The organism is Roseovarius lutimaris (assembly GCF_900115165.1).
In the GTDB taxonomy this organism is placed as follows: Bacteria; Pseudomonadota; Alphaproteobacteria; order Rhodobacterales; family Rhodobacteraceae; genus Roseovarius; species Roseovarius lutimaris.
This window is the reverse complement of the sequence record NZ_FOVP01000038.1, coordinates 1-17,281: the sequence shown is the minus strand read 5'-3', so window position 1 is coordinate 17,281 and position 17,281 is coordinate 1. Positions and strand designations below refer to the sequence as shown.

Here is a 17,281-nt window from a genome sequence, read left to right as displayed (position 1 = left end):
CGTCCGTAGCCGACCAGGCCTTCGACCTTGCCTTTGTCGTTACCCTTGCCGGGGCGGCCATATCGATCCCCGATGACGTAGTGCGACAGCATCGCGCTGAACCGCTGGGTGCGTTTGCGGGTGCCGTCCGGCATAATCCTGGCCACGAGGCAGCGGTCATTGTCGTAAAGGATCGAGCGCGGCACCGCGCCGAAGAAGGCAAAGGCATGCACATGCCCATCAAGCCAGGCCTCGGTGTTCGCCGCTGGATACGCGCAGATGTAGCAGGCATCGCTGTGTGGCAGGTCAAAGGCAAAGAAGTACGCCTTCTGTTCAATCCCACCGATGACAACCAACGCTTCGCCAAAATCCGCCTGGCCATGACCGGGTGGGTGGGATAGCGGGACAAACATGCGCGCCGAGGATGTGACAGATACGATCGAGCTGGCGTTGACCGCATCCGGTCTCCATTGGATGCAAACGAGTTGATATTGGAAAAGGGAGTATAGTCCATAAAGATTGGATATATCGGACTTAAGAATATGGGCGGGCCAATGGCGGCCAATCTGGCAAAGGCTAGTCACAAGGTCACGGCTTTTAACATAATAGACGTGGCAATCAGCGGCATGACAATGGCTGCCGAGGCTGCGACTGGCGCTGATGTAGTCATCACCATGTTGCCGATAGGCACTCTTCGATGGCGAGACCAATTTTGATAAGATTACGATCGTTTCCTGCTGGCGATATCAGTTGCAACCCAACAGGCACCCCTTCATCGTCCAGCCCTACAGGCAAGGTTAAGGCGCAGAAGTTCAGCAAGTTGGCCACACAAGTATTTCGCAGAATCGCCAAGTTCGTCCGGTGATAAGCCGTCGCCGATTTTACATCTGCAGACCGCGGAGCTGTTATAGGCACGGTTGGCGTGGCGAGCACATCGACCCTAGAAAGCGACAAGTTGGCGGACTTGCCAAGCGCTTCAAAGCGCGAGCGGCGCTGGTGATAAGCCAGACTGCCGTATTCCGGGCCGACGTCGAGCCGAGCCGCAACTCGGGCATCGAGGGTGTCTGACCATTCGGGCAACTCGGCACCGAGAAATTCACGGAACTCTGAAGCAGCCAACCCACCATCCGCAAAAAGCGAATATGCCTCAGAAAGACCGTCCATCTCCAAGCAAACCTGCTGCACGCCGACACGTGACAGCTCGTTAAGGGCTCCCTCCACTCGCTCAGCAATGCCAGGGTCACAAGCATCCCAGAAATGTTGCTCGACCCGGCCCATCGTGACCGTTCGCAGATCGGCCGGGCACAATGCCGACGCAGTACCGGACCGCCGTAGTATTGGATCTATGGCATCGAACACATAAGCGGCATCCCTAACCGTTCTAGTCAAGAATCCAGGGCTGTCGAAGGTCGGGCTAAGAGGAACCATACCTTTGGTGCTCCAGCGCCCGTTTGAAGGTTTAAAGCCCACCGTTCCGGTAACGCTTGCAGGGATGCGCACTGACCCTGCGGTATCGCTTCCGAGCGCTACTAGCGCCGACCCTTCGCAAAGACTGACGCCCGCCCCGGAGCTGGAACCGCCAGCTAGGCGCGAGACCGCCATACCGCACAGATTGCGCGGCTCGGGCCAATGACTGTTGGCACCGACTGCCCCGAAGGCAAACTCCACCATATTCGTCCTTCCAACGAATATGGCACCCGCTTGACGGAAAGCCGAAACGAACGGACCTTCGGTCTCCCATTTTTCAGGCAACCGCTTGGAAGAACCGGCATATGTGTCGGCCTCTTTCTGGCCAAAAAGATCCTTCACGGAGATCGGGATGCCCCACAGTGGCTTATTCCCACGGCGTTCAGCCCGTGTGCAATCCATCCTCTGCGCCAACTGAATTGCTCCATTTCCGTCCCACGACCGATAAGCATTAAGCTCATCCCCCCTCTCAAGGTGGCGGCGGGATGCAGTTCTGATTAGTTCAGTTGCAGATATCCTGCCACTTCGAACATTGCGGGCTATTGCAGCAAGGTCTTTCGAGAGAGGATCGGTGGTCATGACCTTGAGGGCTCCATGCTATGATTTTAAGAAGGAATCCTGCCCTAAAAAGTGCCGGTTTTTGCACTTTGGCAGCTTACATCACCGTGAACACCGGCCGCACGCAGCGCTTGGCATTGTTCCACTGAATATTTCAGAACGGATTGTAGAATCTCCAGCGTATCCGCTCCCAATGCAGGGGCGGCGCAACGTATGTCACCAGGCGTCTCTGAAAGCCGCGGGATTACATCCGGTGCCCGATATTGCCCTAACACCGGGTCGTCCGACCAGTGGTAGCCGCGTTCGGCAAGATGAGGGTCGCTTGCCATTTCATCGATGGAATTGATGGTGCCGGCCACGAGGCCCGCATCATCGAATGTCCGTATTAAATCCTCACGGGTTTGGCCTGCGGCCCAGCGGGAAAATCCTTCGCATATCTGATCGCGGTGTTTCGTGCGGTTATCCAAGTTTTGGAAACGTGCGTCGGTCAACCAATCTTCACGACCGATCACGCCACACAGGCTTCTGAACTGAGCATTGTTTTGCACCGAGACACAAACCCAACTACCATCCTGGGTCGGGAAATGGCCTGTCGGTGCTCCGCCTAGACTATGATTGCCGTTCCGGTTCAGCGTTTCCCCAGCCAGATCCAAATAGCTGAGTAACGGTGCAGTCATCCGGAAGGCAACATCGTAGAGTGCGATATCAACCGATTGGCCATCAGCCCCGCCACCGTCTGCACGCTGCCGTGCAAAGAGTGCAAGGACAGCGCCTAGTGCTCCAGCAACGCCTGTCATGAAGTCGCAGACCGGAATGGAACCACCGGCACGCATAGGTGGCCCGTCCTGCTCACCGGTCAAGTAGCTAAGCCCGCTAAATCCCTGCGCCACCGGATCGTACCCACCTTTGTTGCTATACGGTCCGGATCGGCCGAACGCGGAGGCGTAGACAACAATCGTACCCGGAAATTTGCACTTGATCACCTCTTCAGAGAGGCCCCATTTCTCAAGTGTTCCGGGCCGTAGACTGTTGATCACGACGTCGCACTCGGCCATCAAATCCCGAAGTACCGCAAGGCCATCCGGGAGCCCAAGATCGAGCACAAGCGATTTCTTGTTTCGCGCATTAACGGCCCAGAACATGCTTTCGCCGTTTACGATGGGCCCGAATTTTCTCAATACGTCGCCGCCGGGCCGCTCGACTTTGATAACTTCGGCACCAAACTCACCGAGCAGCGTGCCCACGAAGGGGCCAGCGAGAAGTTCGCCCAATTCGAGAACCCGGATCCCCTCAAGCGGTAACTTTGTCATTTACCTGTTCCTCTGCTTTGAACGTCAGCCCGAAGCAGTCCGCTGGCGAACCAGCGAACCCCAGTTAGCTGGCATTGCCTCGTGATCCCTAGCGATGTTGCTTTCGCAGGGCCGCTGCCTGAATGAGAGCAGCGGCATGGTCCGCCGATATGACGGGCGCAAAGAACCTATCGAGCCGATGCAATGTTTCTGCCTCGTCGATCTCGCGGCCGCAGCCGCAAGCATCGCCAATCACAATGGGCATATATCCCATGTCACGGCAGGTTCTGGCGGCCTGTTCGATGCACCAATCGAGATGAAAACCGGATAGAAGAACGGTTCGGATACCGCGCATATTCAAATAACTCGGCAACATTGTCCCCAAGAACACATTACCTAGTGATTTATAATGGATAATCTCGTCTTCAGGCCGCATTAGGGCCTTGATCTCGGCCACCGTGTCACAGTCGCGAGCCTTGTCTTTTTCGCTCCATTTCTTCGTTCCCGATGCCCAGAAATCATATTGCGATTTGTCCATTGGGCTTTGGGGAAACTCCTGCCGAAAGATTTCGTACTTTGTCCAATAAAGTGAAATGTCAGCATCTCGGCAGGCCTGAACGAGCTTTACAGTGTTACCAAGTGCCCCACCCGGCTGGCGGGTACGTTCCCACAAACGCTCGTGCGATTGTGCTCCGAATTCAGCCAATATGCTGTTCGAATATCCGATGGCCAAATAGGCTGTCGGCATGGCAAAAATTTCAGTCAAATCCACATCGTTCCACTGTGGATGCATCTGCGGTATCTTGGAATTCCAGAGGTCAGTTCGATCCGCTTTCATGTCGTTCGTCCTTTCGTTCCGAGTGTCGGTCGGAGAGTGCCGCCTCGCGGCCCCGCCGCTCGTTTTTGGAGTAGGATCTGGCGATAAGCCCGATGGGCATTGTCCTCTTCGGTCATACCAAGATAGGATTTTCGAACGATGTCAGTCTTGGTTAGCTCGTTCGTCGCTCCTTGGGAAATGATCCGTCCGCTCTCCATCACATAAGCTTCGCTAACGATAGACAAAGCCATGTGCGCATTCTGCTCGGCCAGAAGCATCGATACGTTTTCTTCTTCGCAGAGCACACGAAGAATCTCAAATATCTCCGTGACGAGGATCGGCGCGAGCCCCATTGATGGTTCATCCAGTAAGATGACTTTTGGTCGGGCCATTAAAGCCCTGCCGATCGCAGCCATCTGCTGTTCTCCACCAGATAGGTAGCCTGCCTTTTGTGCCCGTCGCTCGCCGAGCCGGGGAAAGTAGTTATATACTCGCTCCAGGTCCGGTTTGATATCGCCCACCCGGCGAGAGTACGCCCCGGCACGCAAATTTTCCTCCACCGTTAGATGTTGAAACAGGCGGCGGCCCTCCATGACCTGAAAGATACCGCTCCGCACGATGTCTGCCGGGTCCCATCCGAGCAGGCTCTCTCCTTTGTAGCGGATGTCGCCATGCGTAATCGCGCCGCGTTCGGCTTTGAGAAGGTTTGATATCGCCTTCAACGTCGTCGACTTGCCAACTCCGTTGCCCCCGAGAAGCGCAGCAATGCCTTTCTCGGGGACGTTCAGCGAAACACCCTTCAAGACATGGATGGCGCGGTTATACACAACCTCTATGTCCTTGACTTCGAGAATAGATGTCATCTGTGCTACTGCTGCTGTGTTTGCGCGCGGTATTCGGCAGAGGCCTTCTCAATCTGCGATTTTACAACGTCCTCATATGGCGGAATCCAATCTGAAATGGTTTCCCATTTTTCACCATCCCACTGCTGAAAAAGCTGCGGATCAATGCCACCATGATACGTCGGGGAAAATGCAAGCGGCGGCAGAAGACCCGTCGCACCCAACTCGGCCAGCCGTGCATCATCCAGCTTAATCATGCGGAAGCCATCGCGCACTTTGCGGCCATCCAAGGGCAAGCCATATTCTTCGATGGCGTTGCGGAAAGCCTCAACAATTATAATGCCAGTCAACACGCCACGATTGTATGCGACCGTGCCGACGCGGTCTTCTTCGATATTACCTTTTTCAGCACCATAGACCTGTTCAATGATTTCCTGGATTACCGGAAACTCCTTACCCACGCCGTGGTAGTTTGCTGAGATATAACCCTTGGCGAGGTCTCCCGCAGGCAGGATATCTTCTTCCGACCCACACCAAAGAGTGCCGATGAATTTTTCCAACGGAAAGCCAACTTTTTTCATTTCTGTCATCGGTACGTTGCAGGATTGCCCGTAGTTCCACTGAATGGCCCAATCCGCGTGATAGCGGCGGGCGATTTCCACCCAGGCAGCGCTTTGTTCTAAGGCCGGCCACCCAAGCGGCCAAGACTTCCACTCGAACCCGTACATTTCGGCGAGCGCATCGAAGATCGGGAATGGTTGACGACCATAGGCATTATCGATGTGAATAAAGGCTATCTTCTTTCCTGCGAGGTTCGCTTCGCCGCCTTCAAGTTCCGCGATGTAACGGATGGTCGATGCCGCTTGCGACCAGAAGTTCAACATGACCGGCGATAGAAACGGAAACGTTTCACCGTCGCTCGACTCTGAGCGCCCACCAGCGATATTGATTCCAAGAACCTCATCTGTGTTTAAACGCTCAGCCAAAGCAAAGATTGCCGGCGTACTGTTAGGGTACACAATCTTCCAATCTCCGCGGTAGCGTTCATAACATTCCAACGCGCGGGGCGTCTTGTAACCGAAATCGCACTCTTCCCACCTGATTTTGGTTCCGTCGATGCCACCATTCATATTGACCAGAGCGAAGTAATCTTGCTGCCCTGAACTGACGCCGCTTGCCGCAGACGCGAATGGCCCGGTGCGGGTTACCATCATCGGGTGGAAAATCTCACTCTCGCCCGCCCATGTCGGCGATAGCGTTGCCACTAACGACGAGCCCGCAGCAACGAGGCCTACAGCGAGTGCTCCTAGCGCGTTTCTTGTGAAAAGTTTCTTTTTCATTTTTCTCTCCTGTTGGGGTTTAGTGCCGGATAATCTTTCGTTTGATAGGCATTTATCGGATATCCAGCCTTTTATTTTGCCTATCGGTTTACATCGGGCGCCTGCGCGTCGGCGTCTGGTTCGTGGTAGGGAAACGGCTGAGCTTGGCCTCGACAGAGCCAGAGAAGCGGTGCCACAGATGCGAAAGGCCCAAGGGTTCAACGATTAGGAAAAATACGATCAATGCGCCAAAAAGCAGATGCTCGGCATTTGCGAGTGTCGCCGCTGATACAATGTCTCCACCGCTGATCGCATAAATGTTGTGCATTGCAATGCTGATAGCGATTGGGAAAAGCGCTACGAAAATAGCGCCAAGATAGGAGCCTAAAACGCTGCCGAGCCCACCTATGATAATCATGCCGAGCAATTGAATGGATAAGTCCAGGTCATACTCCTGAACGCTCGCCGCTCCGACCCAAGCGAAGACTACCATCGCCCCCGCAATACCGCCATAGAAGGCGGAGATCATGAAAGCCATCAGCTTGTACCGCAGCATCGACACCCCCATAACGCTGGCCGCGACATCCTGTTCGCGGATAGCCATCCAAGCCCGACCGACCCTGCTTCGCGTAAGGTTCAGAGCGAAGACCGTTAGTAGGGCTGCCACGCAGAGCGCAAAGTAATACTGTTCTAGCGCTTCATCGATATGCAATCCGGCGATGAAAACAGGGGGGGTATTGATCGTGACCATACTGCCCGCGCCGATCCAGGGCACGCGTTGGATCACCCACAATATGATGAACTGCGCAGCCAGCGTCGCGACGAGCAGATACAACCCCTTGATGCGCAGTGAAGGTGCACCGACCACGGCTCCCACAGCGGCGGCCATCGCTCCAGCGATCAACAGGGTGAGTGGAATGGGAATACCATACCTGCCATAAGCGATGACGCCAGTAAAAGCACCGACGGCCATGAATGCGCCCTGTCCGAGTGAAATCAGACCGGCAAAGCCTGTGACGATATTCAGACCCAAAGCCGAGATCGAAAGGATCAACATTGGGATCATGACACCTTTCAGCCAATAGTCGCCAAGGAACGGCGGCAAGGCCAGCGCAACCACGAGCACAGCTATCATCATCAGTTTGTCGATGCGCCGTGGGAGCAATGCCATATCTTTCTTGAGGCGGGTCGCTGGGAAGCATTCTTCGACCATCATTGTCAAACCCTCTCGATCTTCTTTTCGCCAAACAGGCCGTAAGGCCGGAACAGCAGGAATAGGAGCGCCACCAGATAGGCCATGATGTCTTGAACGCCGCCGCCGATCATGGAACCGACAAACCCTTCACCAAGCGCCTCAGCGACACCAACAATTAGCCCGCCGACAATCGCGCCGGGCACGCTTTCGATGCCGCCGATGATCAATACGGGCAGCGCCTTCAGCGCGATCAGAGACATCGCGAAGTGCACACCAATCCGCGCGCCCCACAGCATTCCGGCGGCAAGCGCAACGAGGCCAGCAAGCGCCCAGGCAACCGCCCAGACCCTACGGAGTTGGATGCCCATTGACTGGGCAGCTACGTGATCATCCGCGACAGCACGGAGGCCCAGCCCGATTTTGGTCTTTTGGAAAAATAGGACGAGCAACAACACCAGTAGTCCAGCGACACCTGCGGCGACGAGATCAAAGCGAGAGATATAGACGCCACCGATGATAATCGGTTCGATAGGAATGCCCAGATCTAGCCCGTAAGGCTGCGTTCCCCATATAATCTGTGCCGAGCCCTCGAGCATGAAAGCGAGGCCCAGCGTAGCCATGAAGATGACAAGCGGCGCGCCTCCAATCAGAGGCCGGAAGATAACCCGTTCGGCAAAGACAGCGACCCCACACATCGCGACGATCGTCAAGGCCAGCGCCGGCCAGAAACCCACGATTGGAAACAACCCGACAACCGACAACGCAGCAAATAGTGTCATTGCACCTTGCGCAAAATTAAAGACTGAAGAAGCTTTGAAGATGAGCACGAAGCCTAGCGCAACAAGCGAATACATCGACCCGATGAGGAGACCAGTGATTGTCAGTTCGATTGCATAGATCAGCTCGTTCATTCCGTTGCTCCCATGTATGCCTTGATAACGCTGTCGTCGCTCGCAACTTCCTCGGCCGTGCCGTCGGCGATTTTACAGCCGTGATCCAGCACCACCACGTGGTCGGAGATATCCATGACCACGCTCATGTCGTGTTCGATCAAGATGATCGTCGTCCCGAGGTCGACATTGGCATCGGCAATGAAGCGAACCATCTCGAGCTTCTCGTCCCCATTCATGCCAGCCATCGGCTCATCCAACATTAGCAGCTTAGGTTCGGCGGCGAGGGCGCGGCCGAGTTCCACGCGCTTTTGCAGCCCGTAAGACAGCGTGTCAGCTGGAACCGAGCGGATATCTTCAATCTCGAGAAATGTGATGATCTCTTCGACAAACTGACGGTGCTCTAGTTCTTCTTGACGCGAAAATCCCCAGTGTAGGCCGCCGCCGAAAAGGCCGGCCCGCATGTGCCGATGTCGACCGACCAAGATGTTTTCGATCACCGACAATCCGCGGAACAGTGCCAAGTTTTGGAACGTTCTGGAAATTCCAAGACCCGCTACGCTTTGTGGAGCAAGATTGGTTCGGCTCTTTCCTTCGAACGCAATCCGACCGGAGGTTGGCTTGTAAAGTCCGCAGATAATATTTGCCATCGACGTCTTGCCCGCGCCGTTGGGCCCGATGATCGACAGGATTTCGCCACGTGAAACGTCATAACTGACCCCATCAAGCGCGTGGATTCCGCCGAAAGACAGGCAAATATCCTCTACCGAGAGCAACGGTGTGTCAACTGACACGGCTTGGCTGATTGGCGCGGTTCCATCCAGAGATGACGTTTGCGCGTTGTCGGGAGGACAAGGGGCATGTCCTGCTGCTTCCGGCAGCGCCCTTCCTGTATACGTCAAGCCAGGCTGCATACTCATGCGGCCTTTCTTTCCGATTTTCTGGCAGCTTTGATAATTTCGTGGCCAATTAAGTCGCGCTGCATCTCAGCGGTGCCGCCTCCGATCGTGAACATACGTGCATCACGCGCCATGCGTTCAAGCGGCAGGTCGCACGAATATCCTTTCGCGCCATGTATCTGCAGCGCTTCATTAGTCACGGCGATTGCCGCCTCTGACGCCGTCAATTTCGCTATCGCAGAGTTGACCTTGTCAGGATAGCCATCCGCCAACTGAGTGGCTGCGCGATAAACCAAAAGCCGCGCAGCCTCGAGGCGCAATTGCATGTCTGCTAGCTTCCACCGAATACCTTGAAATTCGCCGATCGGCTTGCCGAACTGTTTGCGCTCGCAGGCATAGGCTGCCGCAAGTTCGAAGGCCCCTTGTCCAATTCCCAACGCAACGGCAGCAGCCCCGATGCGCTGAAGGTTGTAGCATTTCATCAAATTCTTAAACCCCTCGCCGGCCGGTACTACGATATGGGATTTCGGGACGCGGCAGTTCTTGAAAACTACATCGCCTTCGGGCATTCCGCGCACCCCCATCATCAACGGCACGCGGGTCACCGAAAGGCCCTCGGTTTCGGAGGGAATCATAACCGCACCAACCCCTTTCGCTCCTTCGATGCCGTTAAACCGTGCAAAGACCAAGTAAGTCTTTGCAATCCCGGCGCCGGTTATCCAGCATTTCTCGCCATTTACGGTGACCCAGTCGCCCTCGCACTTTGCGGTAGTCGTAAGTGACGTTGCCGCAGACCCTGCATCGGGCTCGGTGATCGCGATAACTGGCTTGTCTCCCGCCACAATCGCGGGCAAAGAGGCTTCTTTGACCGCGTCGGTCGCGTGTTCAATAAGCACTTTCGGAACGGCGGTGTTCGCATCAACTACGATGCGGGCGACCGTGCCGCAAACTTTGGCCAACTCCTCTACGACTAGGATCGCATCAATCAGGGACCGGCCTCCGCCGCCATAGGACTCTGGCAAGGTCATACCCATGAACCCCTCATCAGCGAGCCCCTGCACCACCGGCCAAGGGTACTCGTTGGTGCTGTCCATATTTGCAATATGTGGCGCAACGACCGTTTTCGCGAAATCCGCGGCACGCATCTTGAGCTCCAACTGACCATTACTCAGTGTTAATGGCGTCATCTTAAATTCTCCTCATTTGATATTTTCACTGGGCAAGCCCGTCCCGTCGGCATGCTCGGCCGCGCAGATTACACTCTCTTTTTTTTCTGAGTTCAGGCGCTAATTGGCCGCGAACTTCTGGCGGCCCTCAAGGCCCTGTTCTATGAAACCTATCGCGGCGTCCGTGGTTATTACCGGCGCATAGCAGGTGTTTATTTGATCGAGCGTTTGATCGTGCAGTGGTTGGGTTGAACCGCAAGCGTCGCCGACAACGATCGGAATATAACCAAGGTCACGGGCATGACGCGTAGCCATCTCCACGCACCAATCGGTGTGATAGCCGGAAATCAGCAGCGTACGCGTGCCCCACTGGTTGAGCCAACGGTCCACCGGCGTGCCGGTGAAAATGCTCCAAGCCGGGTAGACCAACGTAATGTCACCCGGTTGCATGACTTCTTTGATCTCTTGGACCAGATCGGCTTCCCAATCTTTCTTCGCCCTGTCGCCGTCATAATCTTTGTTCCAAAAGTGATACTGCACTCGGTCGATCTCGTTGGTAGGCTCGATTTCACCGATGAACCGGTCGTACCTTAGCCAAAGGAACTGCATAGCCGCCTTGCGGGCGGCCGAAGCGAGCCGAAGTGTATTGAAAAGAGGTCCGCCTTGTTTGTTGGCATTCCTCCAAATTTGTTCGTGACTGAGGCAGCCATCAGGGTTGAGGATACTGTTTTGGGAATCGGTGTTTACAAACGCGACGTTGGACGAGAGCAATCGGGGAAAATCCAAGCCACTCCACTGTTTGTGCATTTCAATCGCCATGGCACATATTCTCCCATTTATTCGCTGTCATTGTAATTTCTTACTACCTTAGTGATTGGCCAATTCATAAGTCCAATGCTATTTAGTTCCACAATCTATCTAATTTAGGTATAGCTTAATTATGAAGCTTCTTGCATATAAATACTTCGTAACCATCGCCGGGCAGCTCAGTTTCTCGCGTGCATCCGAAGAACTCAACATCAGCCAATCAGCGCTGTCCCGGCAGATCCGGCTTCTCGAAGAGGATCTTGGCGTCCAACTTTTCCACCGGATTGGACGCCGCATAGAGCTGACACAGGTTGGTCATATCTTAGTCGCGCAATGCCGAACCCTACTGAAAGATGCCGATCAGTTGGTCATCAGAGCCAAAGCCATCTCCGAAGGCAGGGACGGCATTCTAAAAATCGGAGCGACACCGCAAACGCTCGAAAGCGTCCTTGCGAGCTTTCTACTCGACTTTAGGCGCAAAGCGCCGGGCATCGATATCGAACTTATCGAAGACGGGTCGAATCGCTTGGAGGAACATGTCGCAGACGGGGACCTGGATATAGCAATCGGATCCCTTTCTCCGGGATCGAAGTTGGAGTGTACACCACTTTTTCCCCTTGGTGCGCTCGCCGTTGCACCCGATGGTTCCTCTATCGTCGGCGCTAAGGCGATCGACGTTCAGGAACTGGCATTGGAGCGTATATTGCTTTTGCGGCCAACCTTCAAAACTAGACAAATCTTCGATGGTATCTGTCAAGTTGCAAACATGCGCCCGAAGGTTCTCGTGGAAAGCTATAGTCCACAATGTCTATTGGCTCTTGTTCGCGCTCGCTTGGGCATTGCGATAGTCCCTTCGACGGTCATCTTGGGGGATCTTCGCAACAACGCTGTGCCCGTCAGTTACGATGGCCGACTACTCAGTTTTGACATGTCCGTCATCCGGGATCCGCGTCGTCATATGTCGTCGGCTGCGCAGCAGTTTGTAGATGAGCTTTCGCAGGCGACACAGATCAATTTTCCAGGCAAATCGTTTGGATTTCAAGTTGCCAACTAGCGTCAGGACCCATTGATTTTGATCTGCCATTCTGAATGGCATTGTCAGGTAGTTGAAGTTGCCCGGGTTGGGGGGCGGTTCCTACTACGCAGGTTGTTGTTGAGGGGTTACTCAAAAAGCTGGCAGCGCGATTTCATCGAATTGAAGTTTGCTATGAGGCGGGACCGACTGGTTATGGGCTGTATCGGTAGATCACGGCACACGGCTTTGCCTTTTGCGTTGTGGCGCCGTCCTTGATCCTGATGCGTGCGAGTGAGTGAGCGGATCAAAACAGATAGGCGAGATGCAGAACGCCTGGCGCGACGTCTCTGGGCCGGCGAGTTAACGCCAATTTGAGTATGCGATCATGCGGTACGAGACGTCGATCTGCCAGTGAAGAGTATTCTTGATAGCCCACTGACAGTGTGGTCGCTTAAACAGTTGATACTGCAAACAAAAAAGTAAAAACTAAAAACTAAAAACTAAAAAGGTAATAGTTTTGTTGAGAGTTGCAACGAAAATTGTTGAAAGGTGCAACGGAAAATGTTGAGAAATCGACTCAATATTTTTGTTACTACTTTCAACGATCCGTATACTTTTTTATGGAGTAATGGGGGAGAACAAGGAAATACAAAAGCTTGGCTTCCCACTGCGTTTTCGCGTGCATTTTTGATCTGAAAGATGCACGGAAATTTTGTAATTTCTCCTTCCAGAACACTGAGCCAACGTCATCACCCCAAAGTGGTTTCTATTCTGCGCAACAGATTTCTCGAGCCAAGATTTCGAACTCGATCAGACCCATTGTATTGGTAGCCGTGGATCGCGATTTTCAGTCGCTGACTAATTACAGTTTTGTTTGATAACTTCATTCTTCGGCTTGCGATTTCTGCTCGAGCCAATCCGCAATAATCCTGCGGATCATTTCTGGCCGTGTCGGGATATCGGCTTCGTCTCGCCGAACGTCATCAATGGCCTGCAGCATATCTGCATGAAGACGTAGGGTCACTGCCGACGTATCGGTTTTGGGGCGTCCAAATTTGGCCATTTTGAAGATTCCAGAATTAGCTGTTGACTTTATGACGTCATAATGTCACAACAGCGCAAGCGAAGCAAGAGCTGCAACTCCTACTCCGCTCTAATCACAACGATCTAAAAGGGAGATCATCATGACTAAAAGTATTACTATCACTACCACTGCGGCTTCGGAAGCCACAGGCAGAGCGCAATCCCATCTGTTTGATAATTTTTGCGAACTCATGACCCGCGTCTTTATGGCATTCGAAGAGGAAGAATGGGCAGGAGACGCTGACTGGGATATTGCGTTCAGCCAGTCAGTATCGGATGCCGAGGCAGCATGGAAATTAGTTGCCATTCAAGCCGAAACAGTGACAGCCGTGCGGCCAATTTCAGTGAATGACTTGTTGCTTCACCGCATGGCCGGGCTGGTTTCTCGTGCAGTTTCAGCGACCAGTCTCGCTGCGCTGGAGGCCGTTCGATCGCGGGCGATGCATTGCATTGCGCAAGCCTCGACGCATATCGCCGAGGCCGTTCACGATCTCGCGCATGAAGCCCAGATCAGCATTGATCAAATGATCGAGCATGCGTTGACCAACGGGTCGTATGAGAGCCCTGATGCGGGCCTGCCGCTGGCCGCCTGATTTTCAGAGATTTTCGAGAGTTATTGATTTGCCCGCTTGACGCTTTTGCGCCCGCGGGTCCCAAAACATATTTACAAGGAATAACCTATGTTTAAACAACCGCCACTGAGCGGCTTCGAAGCGCTGTTCGCGTCTCGAGCTGCACACCTCTCAGCCGACGATATTCGTCAATTCCCCGACCTGTCACCAGACATGCTCACACGCCATGCAAAATGGTTTGGTCTATCCGGCGAACATCTTGTCGACAGTATTCTGCTGCGTTTCGGAATCTATACCTCGCAGCTGCCGGAAATGCTGCCTGCCGATCGTATTGTCTATCATCCTGATGGTGATCTTCGACTGCAGATCAAAACCTGCTGTCGGTCGAGAAATGGATATTTCCACTTCAGCCTCACGAAAGGCTATCATCGCTCGCCGACCGGCGTAAAGTCCTACGCACCAGATGACTTCGATATCGTTGCGCTCGTGGCGCTTTCTGAAAACGTGGTGAAATTCACTGCAGACCGGCATCAATCTCATCGGATTGCGCTCTCCGAAATCGATAGCTTGCGCACGGACCCTTGCTCCAGTCTGGAGCGCGCCGTCAAAGACCTTAGCCTGTCGGCGGCAAGTGTTTCCATTCCCGCGCCGACACCCGCGCCAGTCATCGATGATGGGAGGGGCCTATGACCAATAGAACTGCACCAAATCATGCACCCCGGACGGACTTCGCTTCGGATATCGCGTACCCCATGGCAAGAAGCCTGTTCAACACGGCGTGGGACGGTATCGTAAAGGTTCCCAGAGCACCCGCAGATCCGGATGACGAGGACTTCGTTGCAAGTTTGCCGGATGAGATGTTTCAGCCTGTCGGCAAGCGATCTTGGGAGAGACCGGAAATGCCGCTCGCGGACACCATGACCGAGGCCGAGATTATGGCGGTGATCGGCGCGGGCGATGATCCCTGGGCGCAATCCTGTAAAGCCCGAGGGCGGACTCTGCGCAAGGATGACCCACCTCCTTCATTGATCGCCGCGACCCTGACACTGGCACCGCTCGTGGACAGCGAGGACCATCTGCAAGCACTCTTCGGTCCCGGATGTGTCACGAATTTTGCTTGTCCCACTGGGTTGTTTGTTGGGGCCTTGGATCAAATCCTCCCAAATGCGATCGAGCACTGGAAAGGCTATCTGACCGCAGGAGGGAAGGCAGACCTGCATTATTATGTCCAAGGTGGTGATGACGGGAGTACGCTTAAAGGTCAGCAGCGCAAACGGGGCATGTTGGATGCGCGCATCGAACGCAGCCTCGCCCAAGGCGCTTCTGTTTTGATGGTGACCTTGGGCAGTTCACAGCTGTCTGATGCCTTGAATGCGCTCGTCACGCGGACGGTGGCGTGGCCCGGCATCACACCGGAGATCGTGATTGAAGCCATGCGGCTGACACATAACACGACAGGGCGGTTGGCCGAAGCTGAAATCCGCGCCCGTTTGCCGGATGTTAAAATCCTGAAAGCCTTCACTCCGGCCCAGATCGACGCAACCTTCGCCGCGCCGACAACGCTCATGGTCGCTGACCGTCTTGCGGAGATCGCCAAAAACCTAATGCCGCCGCTGCCAGAACTGACACTCGATGCCCTCCATGGTCTGGGGAAAGTGCGCATGTCTCTGGATCGAATGCTGAACGATCTAGGACTTTGGAGAGATGGCGCTCTTTCGTGGTCCGAAGTGACATCAAGCGCCGTTTTTCACGGCCCTCCGGGGACTGGCAAGACCACATTGGCCAAGGCTTTCGCAGGGTCTGCGGGGATCCCGATCATCGCCACATCATATTCTGACTGTCAGAAACAGGGGCATCAAGGTGATATGCTGGCCGCGCTGGATCAGGCATTTGCCGAATCGAAACAGAAAGCTCCGACTGTTTTGTTCATCGATGAGCTGGATGGGTTTTCTCAACGTGTGGGCAGACATCACCATTCGTCATATATGAGAGGGGTCGTGAATGGGTTGCTTGAGCAAATCAACAGAGCCAGTGAGGTAGAAGGAGTTATTCTGCTTGGGGCGACAAACCACTTGGAAACTGTCGATTCCGCGGTAATCCGCAGTGGTCGCTTCGATCTCAAGCTGCATCTGCCCTATCCGGACAAGGGAGGGTTGGAGGCAATCCTGGCTGAGACGCTGGGACGAGACCGCGCCGACGGGCTATGTCTTGCCTCTATCGCAGACCGGCTTTTGGGCCAGTCCGGCGCGGTGGCGGAGGCGGTTGTACGCGACGCAAAGGGCCGCGCCCGGGCGGATCGAACACCGGTTCAACAGCAACATCTCGACAGCGCAACTGGCCAAATCGTGCCCCGGTTGGATGATGAAACGCTGCGCCGGGCAGCTGTTCATGAGGCGGGTCACGTGTTGGTCATGATGCGGCTTGGCTGGCCTTTTCCAAAACGTGTTTGCCTGACCGCTCATGGCGGTCAGGTCGAACAGTTTCCTTTCGGAATGCTAACGCCCAGAACGGCGCAGGAGCGGTTGCAGGTCTTGCTGGCGGGCCGAGCTGCAGAGATCTGTGTGTTCGGCGATCCAAGCTCCGGCGCCGGTGCAGGCGAGAAAAGCGATCTCGCTCAGGCGACCAGCCTTGCCCTCGCGATTGAGCGGCAGTGGGGCTTCGGGGAGAGTGGTCTCACTTGGGATGCTGCGACAGCAGAGGAGACGTGGCGCGTTCCAGAGGATGTCAGGCATCGCGTTGAACGACATTTGCTGGAGGCCGAAAAGAAAGCCCTATCCCTTGTCGCGACCAACAAGGCACATGTCATGAATCTGGCGGACAGGCTGATGCGCGCCAGAGACCTCGGCGCGCAAGACATCGAGCGGTTCATGCAGGATGCGGACGCCAGCAAACCGACCAGTGCACCGGCAAAAGCAGAAAGCAGCGTGTATGACGCAAGTCTGCCGGGCTGAACGTGGCTCTGCAAATCGCATGAAAATCCAAGCCCCTCCCGGCGCGCTGAGCGCCGGGAGGGGCTTTGCAGATGATCTGCCTTTGGTCAGGCTTCCGGGCGGGCGGCCAACCATTCCGAGATGGTACTGCCGTGCCATCCTATGAGGCGGTCGGTCAATTTGACTGGGGCCGGAAATGTGCCCGCATTGACCTGTCTGTAAATTGTCGAGCGGCTGAGCCTGGTAATATCCTGAACGTCTTTTTGTCTTAATATTCTGTCTGTCATTTATGTCCTCTTTTTATTTTTATGAGACATGATTAACAGGACGTCATTAAACTCAGGTTTACGTTTTGTTCAGGTTTTTCCGCTTACATATGCGGCCCAGGCGTTCATGTAAGGCGCGCGCTTCATGACGTATGCCGTGCGATTGTAGGTATCGATCGCGGCATCC

The 17,281-nt window shown here is 54.6% G+C and carries 16 protein-coding genes and 2 pseudogenes; 5 read left to right on the top strand and 13 right to left on the bottom strand.

The window, feature by feature from the left end; genetic code table 11:
• A pseudogene (locus BMZ91_RS19745) lies at positions 1-401 on the bottom strand (IS21 family transposase); the annotation flags it as partial.
• A gap of 90 nt (positions 402-491) precedes the next feature.
• Here BMZ91_RS19745 and BMZ91_RS19740 point away from each other — a divergent pair.
• A pseudogene (locus BMZ91_RS19740) lies at positions 492-674 on the top strand (NAD(P)-binding domain-containing protein); the annotation flags it as partial.
• Here BMZ91_RS19740 and BMZ91_RS19735 read toward each other — a convergent pair.
• From BMZ91_RS19735 to BMZ91_RS19690, 10 genes are all read right to left on the bottom strand, one after another.
• Entirely contained in the window at positions 649-2,025 is a 1,377-nt protein-coding gene (locus BMZ91_RS19735; protein WP_092842314.1) for an amidase, read from the bottom strand. The pseudogene BMZ91_RS19740 and the gene BMZ91_RS19735 sit on opposite strands and share 26 nt — an antisense overlap.
• A gap of 44 nt (positions 2,026-2,069) precedes the next feature.
• Positions 2,070-3,314: a CaiB/BaiF CoA transferase family protein gene (locus BMZ91_RS19730; protein ID WP_092842313.1), complete on the bottom strand. Its 1,245-nt coding sequence runs from the start codon at positions 3,312-3,314 to the stop codon at positions 2,070-2,072.
• Between the two features lie 88 nt (positions 3,315-3,402).
• Positions 3,403-4,131 carry an isochorismatase family protein gene (locus tag BMZ91_RS19725; RefSeq protein ID WP_092842312.1) on the bottom strand — a complete coding sequence of 243 codons (729 nt, stop codon included), beginning with the start codon at positions 4,129-4,131 and terminating at the stop codon, positions 3,403-3,405.
• Positions 4,128-4,973 carry an ABC transporter ATP-binding protein gene (locus tag BMZ91_RS19720; RefSeq protein WP_092842311.1) on the bottom strand — a complete coding sequence of 282 codons (846 nt, stop codon included), beginning with the start codon at positions 4,971-4,973 and terminating at the stop codon, positions 4,128-4,130. Before BMZ91_RS19720 ends, BMZ91_RS19725 begins: the two co-directional genes overlap by 4 nt.
• A 5-nt stretch (positions 4,974-4,978) precedes the next feature.
• A complete protein-coding gene (locus tag BMZ91_RS19715) occupies positions 4,979-6,292 on the bottom strand; it encodes an ABC transporter substrate-binding protein (RefSeq protein ID WP_092842310.1) in 1,314 nt (437 codons plus the stop codon).
• Between the two features lie 88 nt (positions 6,293-6,380).
• Positions 6,381-7,487 (bottom strand): branched-chain amino acid ABC transporter permease, encoded by a 1,107-nt coding sequence (locus tag BMZ91_RS19710; protein WP_092842309.1) that lies wholly within the window; start codon positions 7,485-7,487, stop codon positions 6,381-6,383.
• Between the two features lie 2 nt (positions 7,488-7,489).
• Positions 7,490-8,377 (bottom strand): branched-chain amino acid ABC transporter permease, encoded by an 888-nt coding sequence (locus BMZ91_RS19705; RefSeq protein ID WP_218145700.1) that lies wholly within the window; start codon positions 8,375-8,377, stop codon positions 7,490-7,492.
• Entirely contained in the window at positions 8,374-9,276 is a 903-nt protein-coding gene (locus BMZ91_RS19700; RefSeq protein ID WP_245736494.1) for an ABC transporter ATP-binding protein, read from the bottom strand. The genes BMZ91_RS19705 and BMZ91_RS19700 overlap by 4 nt, the downstream gene beginning before the upstream one ends.
• Positions 9,273-10,442 (bottom strand): acyl-CoA dehydrogenase family protein, encoded by a 1,170-nt coding sequence (locus BMZ91_RS19695; protein WP_092842308.1) that lies wholly within the window; start codon positions 10,440-10,442, stop codon positions 9,273-9,275. The genes BMZ91_RS19700 and BMZ91_RS19695 overlap by 4 nt, the downstream gene beginning before the upstream one ends.
• A gap of 99 nt (positions 10,443-10,541) precedes the next feature.
• On the bottom strand, positions 10,542-11,240 hold the full coding sequence (locus BMZ91_RS19690; protein WP_092842307.1) for a cysteine hydrolase family protein: 699 nt from the start codon (positions 11,238-11,240) through the stop codon (positions 10,542-10,544).
• A 121-nt stretch (positions 11,241-11,361) separates the two neighbouring features.
• On the opposite strand from BMZ91_RS19690, the gene BMZ91_RS19685 reads away from it, so the two are divergent.
• Entirely contained in the window at positions 11,362-12,282 is a 921-nt protein-coding gene (locus tag BMZ91_RS19685) for a LysR family transcriptional regulator (RefSeq protein ID WP_092842306.1), read from the top strand.
• An 844-nt stretch (positions 12,283-13,126) separates the two neighbouring features.
• On the opposite strand, the gene BMZ91_RS19675 is transcribed toward BMZ91_RS19685, so the two are convergent.
• The gene (locus tag BMZ91_RS19675; RefSeq protein ID WP_092842305.1) at positions 13,127-13,306 is read right to left on the bottom strand and encodes a ribbon-helix-helix protein, CopG family; all 180 of its coding nucleotides are present in this window, start codon (positions 13,304-13,306) and stop codon (positions 13,127-13,129) included.
• Between the two features lie 121 nt (positions 13,307-13,427).
• Between BMZ91_RS19675 and BMZ91_RS21260 the strand changes: the two genes are divergently transcribed.
• The 3 genes from BMZ91_RS21260 (at position 13,428) to BMZ91_RS19660 (ending at position 16,849) form a co-directional block, all read left to right on the top strand.
• Entirely contained in the window at positions 13,428-13,919 is a 492-nt protein-coding gene (locus BMZ91_RS21260; protein ID WP_143076415.1) for a hypothetical protein, read from the top strand.
• 87 nt (positions 13,920-14,006) lie between these two features.
• A complete protein-coding gene (locus BMZ91_RS19665; RefSeq protein ID WP_143076414.1) occupies positions 14,007-14,588 on the top strand; it encodes a hypothetical protein in 582 nt (193 codons plus the stop codon).
• Positions 14,585-16,849 carry an AAA family ATPase gene (locus BMZ91_RS19660; protein WP_092842302.1) on the top strand — a complete coding sequence of 755 codons (2,265 nt, stop codon included), beginning with the start codon at positions 14,585-14,587 and terminating at the stop codon, positions 16,847-16,849. The genes BMZ91_RS19665 and BMZ91_RS19660 overlap by 4 nt, the downstream gene beginning before the upstream one ends.
• A gap of 86 nt (positions 16,850-16,935) precedes the next feature.
• Here BMZ91_RS19660 and BMZ91_RS19655 read toward each other — a convergent pair whose 3' ends face one another.
• Positions 16,936-17,115, bottom strand: a complete 180-nt coding sequence (locus BMZ91_RS19655; protein WP_092842134.1) for a helix-turn-helix transcriptional regulator — start codon at positions 17,113-17,115, stop codon at positions 16,936-16,938.
• Positions 17,116-17,281 lie beyond the last annotated feature (166 nt).

Excerpts from the sequence above, each read along its gene's own strand:
- BMZ91_RS19725 (WP_092842312.1), bottom strand. The coding sequence starts at position 4,131 with ATGAAAGCGGATCGAACTGACCTCTGGAATTCCAAGATACCGCAGATG.
- BMZ91_RS19685 (WP_092842306.1), top strand. The coding sequence starts at position 11,362 with ATGAAGCTTCTTGCATATAAATACTTCGTAACCATCGCCGGGCAGCTC.
- BMZ91_RS19720 (WP_092842311.1), bottom strand. The coding sequence starts at position 4,973 with ATGACATCTATTCTCGAAGTCAAGGACATAGAGGTTGTGTATAACCGC.
- BMZ91_RS19690 (WP_092842307.1), bottom strand. The coding sequence starts at position 11,240 with ATGGCGATTGAAATGCACAAACAGTGGAGTGGCTTGGATTTTCCCCGA.
- BMZ91_RS19730 (WP_092842313.1), bottom strand. The coding sequence starts at position 3,314 with ATGACAAAGTTACCGCTTGAGGGGATCCGGGTTCTCGAATTGGGCGAA.
- BMZ91_RS19715 (WP_092842310.1), bottom strand. The coding sequence starts at position 6,292 with ATGAAAAAGAAACTTTTCACAAGAAACGCGCTAGGAGCACTCGCTGTA.
- BMZ91_RS19700 (WP_245736494.1), bottom strand. The coding sequence starts at position 9,276 with ATGAGTATGCAGCCTGGCTTGACGTATACAGGAAGGGCGCTGCCGGAA.
- BMZ91_RS21260 (WP_143076415.1), top strand. The coding sequence starts at position 13,428 with ATGACTAAAAGTATTACTATCACTACCACTGCGGCTTCGGAAGCCACA.
- BMZ91_RS19735 (WP_092842314.1), bottom strand. The coding sequence starts at position 2,025 with ATGACCACCGATCCTCTCTCGAAAGACCTTGCTGCAATAGCCCGCAAT.
- BMZ91_RS19655 (WP_092842134.1), bottom strand. The coding sequence starts at position 17,115 with ATGACAGACAGAATATTAAGACAAAAAGACGTTCAGGATATTACCAGG.
- BMZ91_RS19695 (WP_092842308.1), bottom strand. The coding sequence starts at position 10,442 with ATGACGCCATTAACACTGAGTAATGGTCAGTTGGAGCTCAAGATGCGT.
- BMZ91_RS19705 (WP_218145700.1), bottom strand. The coding sequence starts at position 8,377 with ATGAACGAGCTGATCTATGCAATCGAACTGACAATCACTGGTCTCCTC.
- BMZ91_RS19665 (WP_143076414.1), top strand. The coding sequence starts at position 14,007 with ATGTTTAAACAACCGCCACTGAGCGGCTTCGAAGCGCTGTTCGCGTCT.
- BMZ91_RS19675 (WP_092842305.1), bottom strand. The coding sequence starts at position 13,306 with ATGGCCAAATTTGGACGCCCCAAAACCGATACGTCGGCAGTGACCCTA.
- BMZ91_RS19660 (WP_092842302.1), top strand. The coding sequence starts at position 14,585 with ATGACCAATAGAACTGCACCAAATCATGCACCCCGGACGGACTTCGCT.
- BMZ91_RS19710 (WP_092842309.1), bottom strand. The coding sequence starts at position 7,487 with ATGATGGTCGAAGAATGCTTCCCAGCGACCCGCCTCAAGAAAGATATG.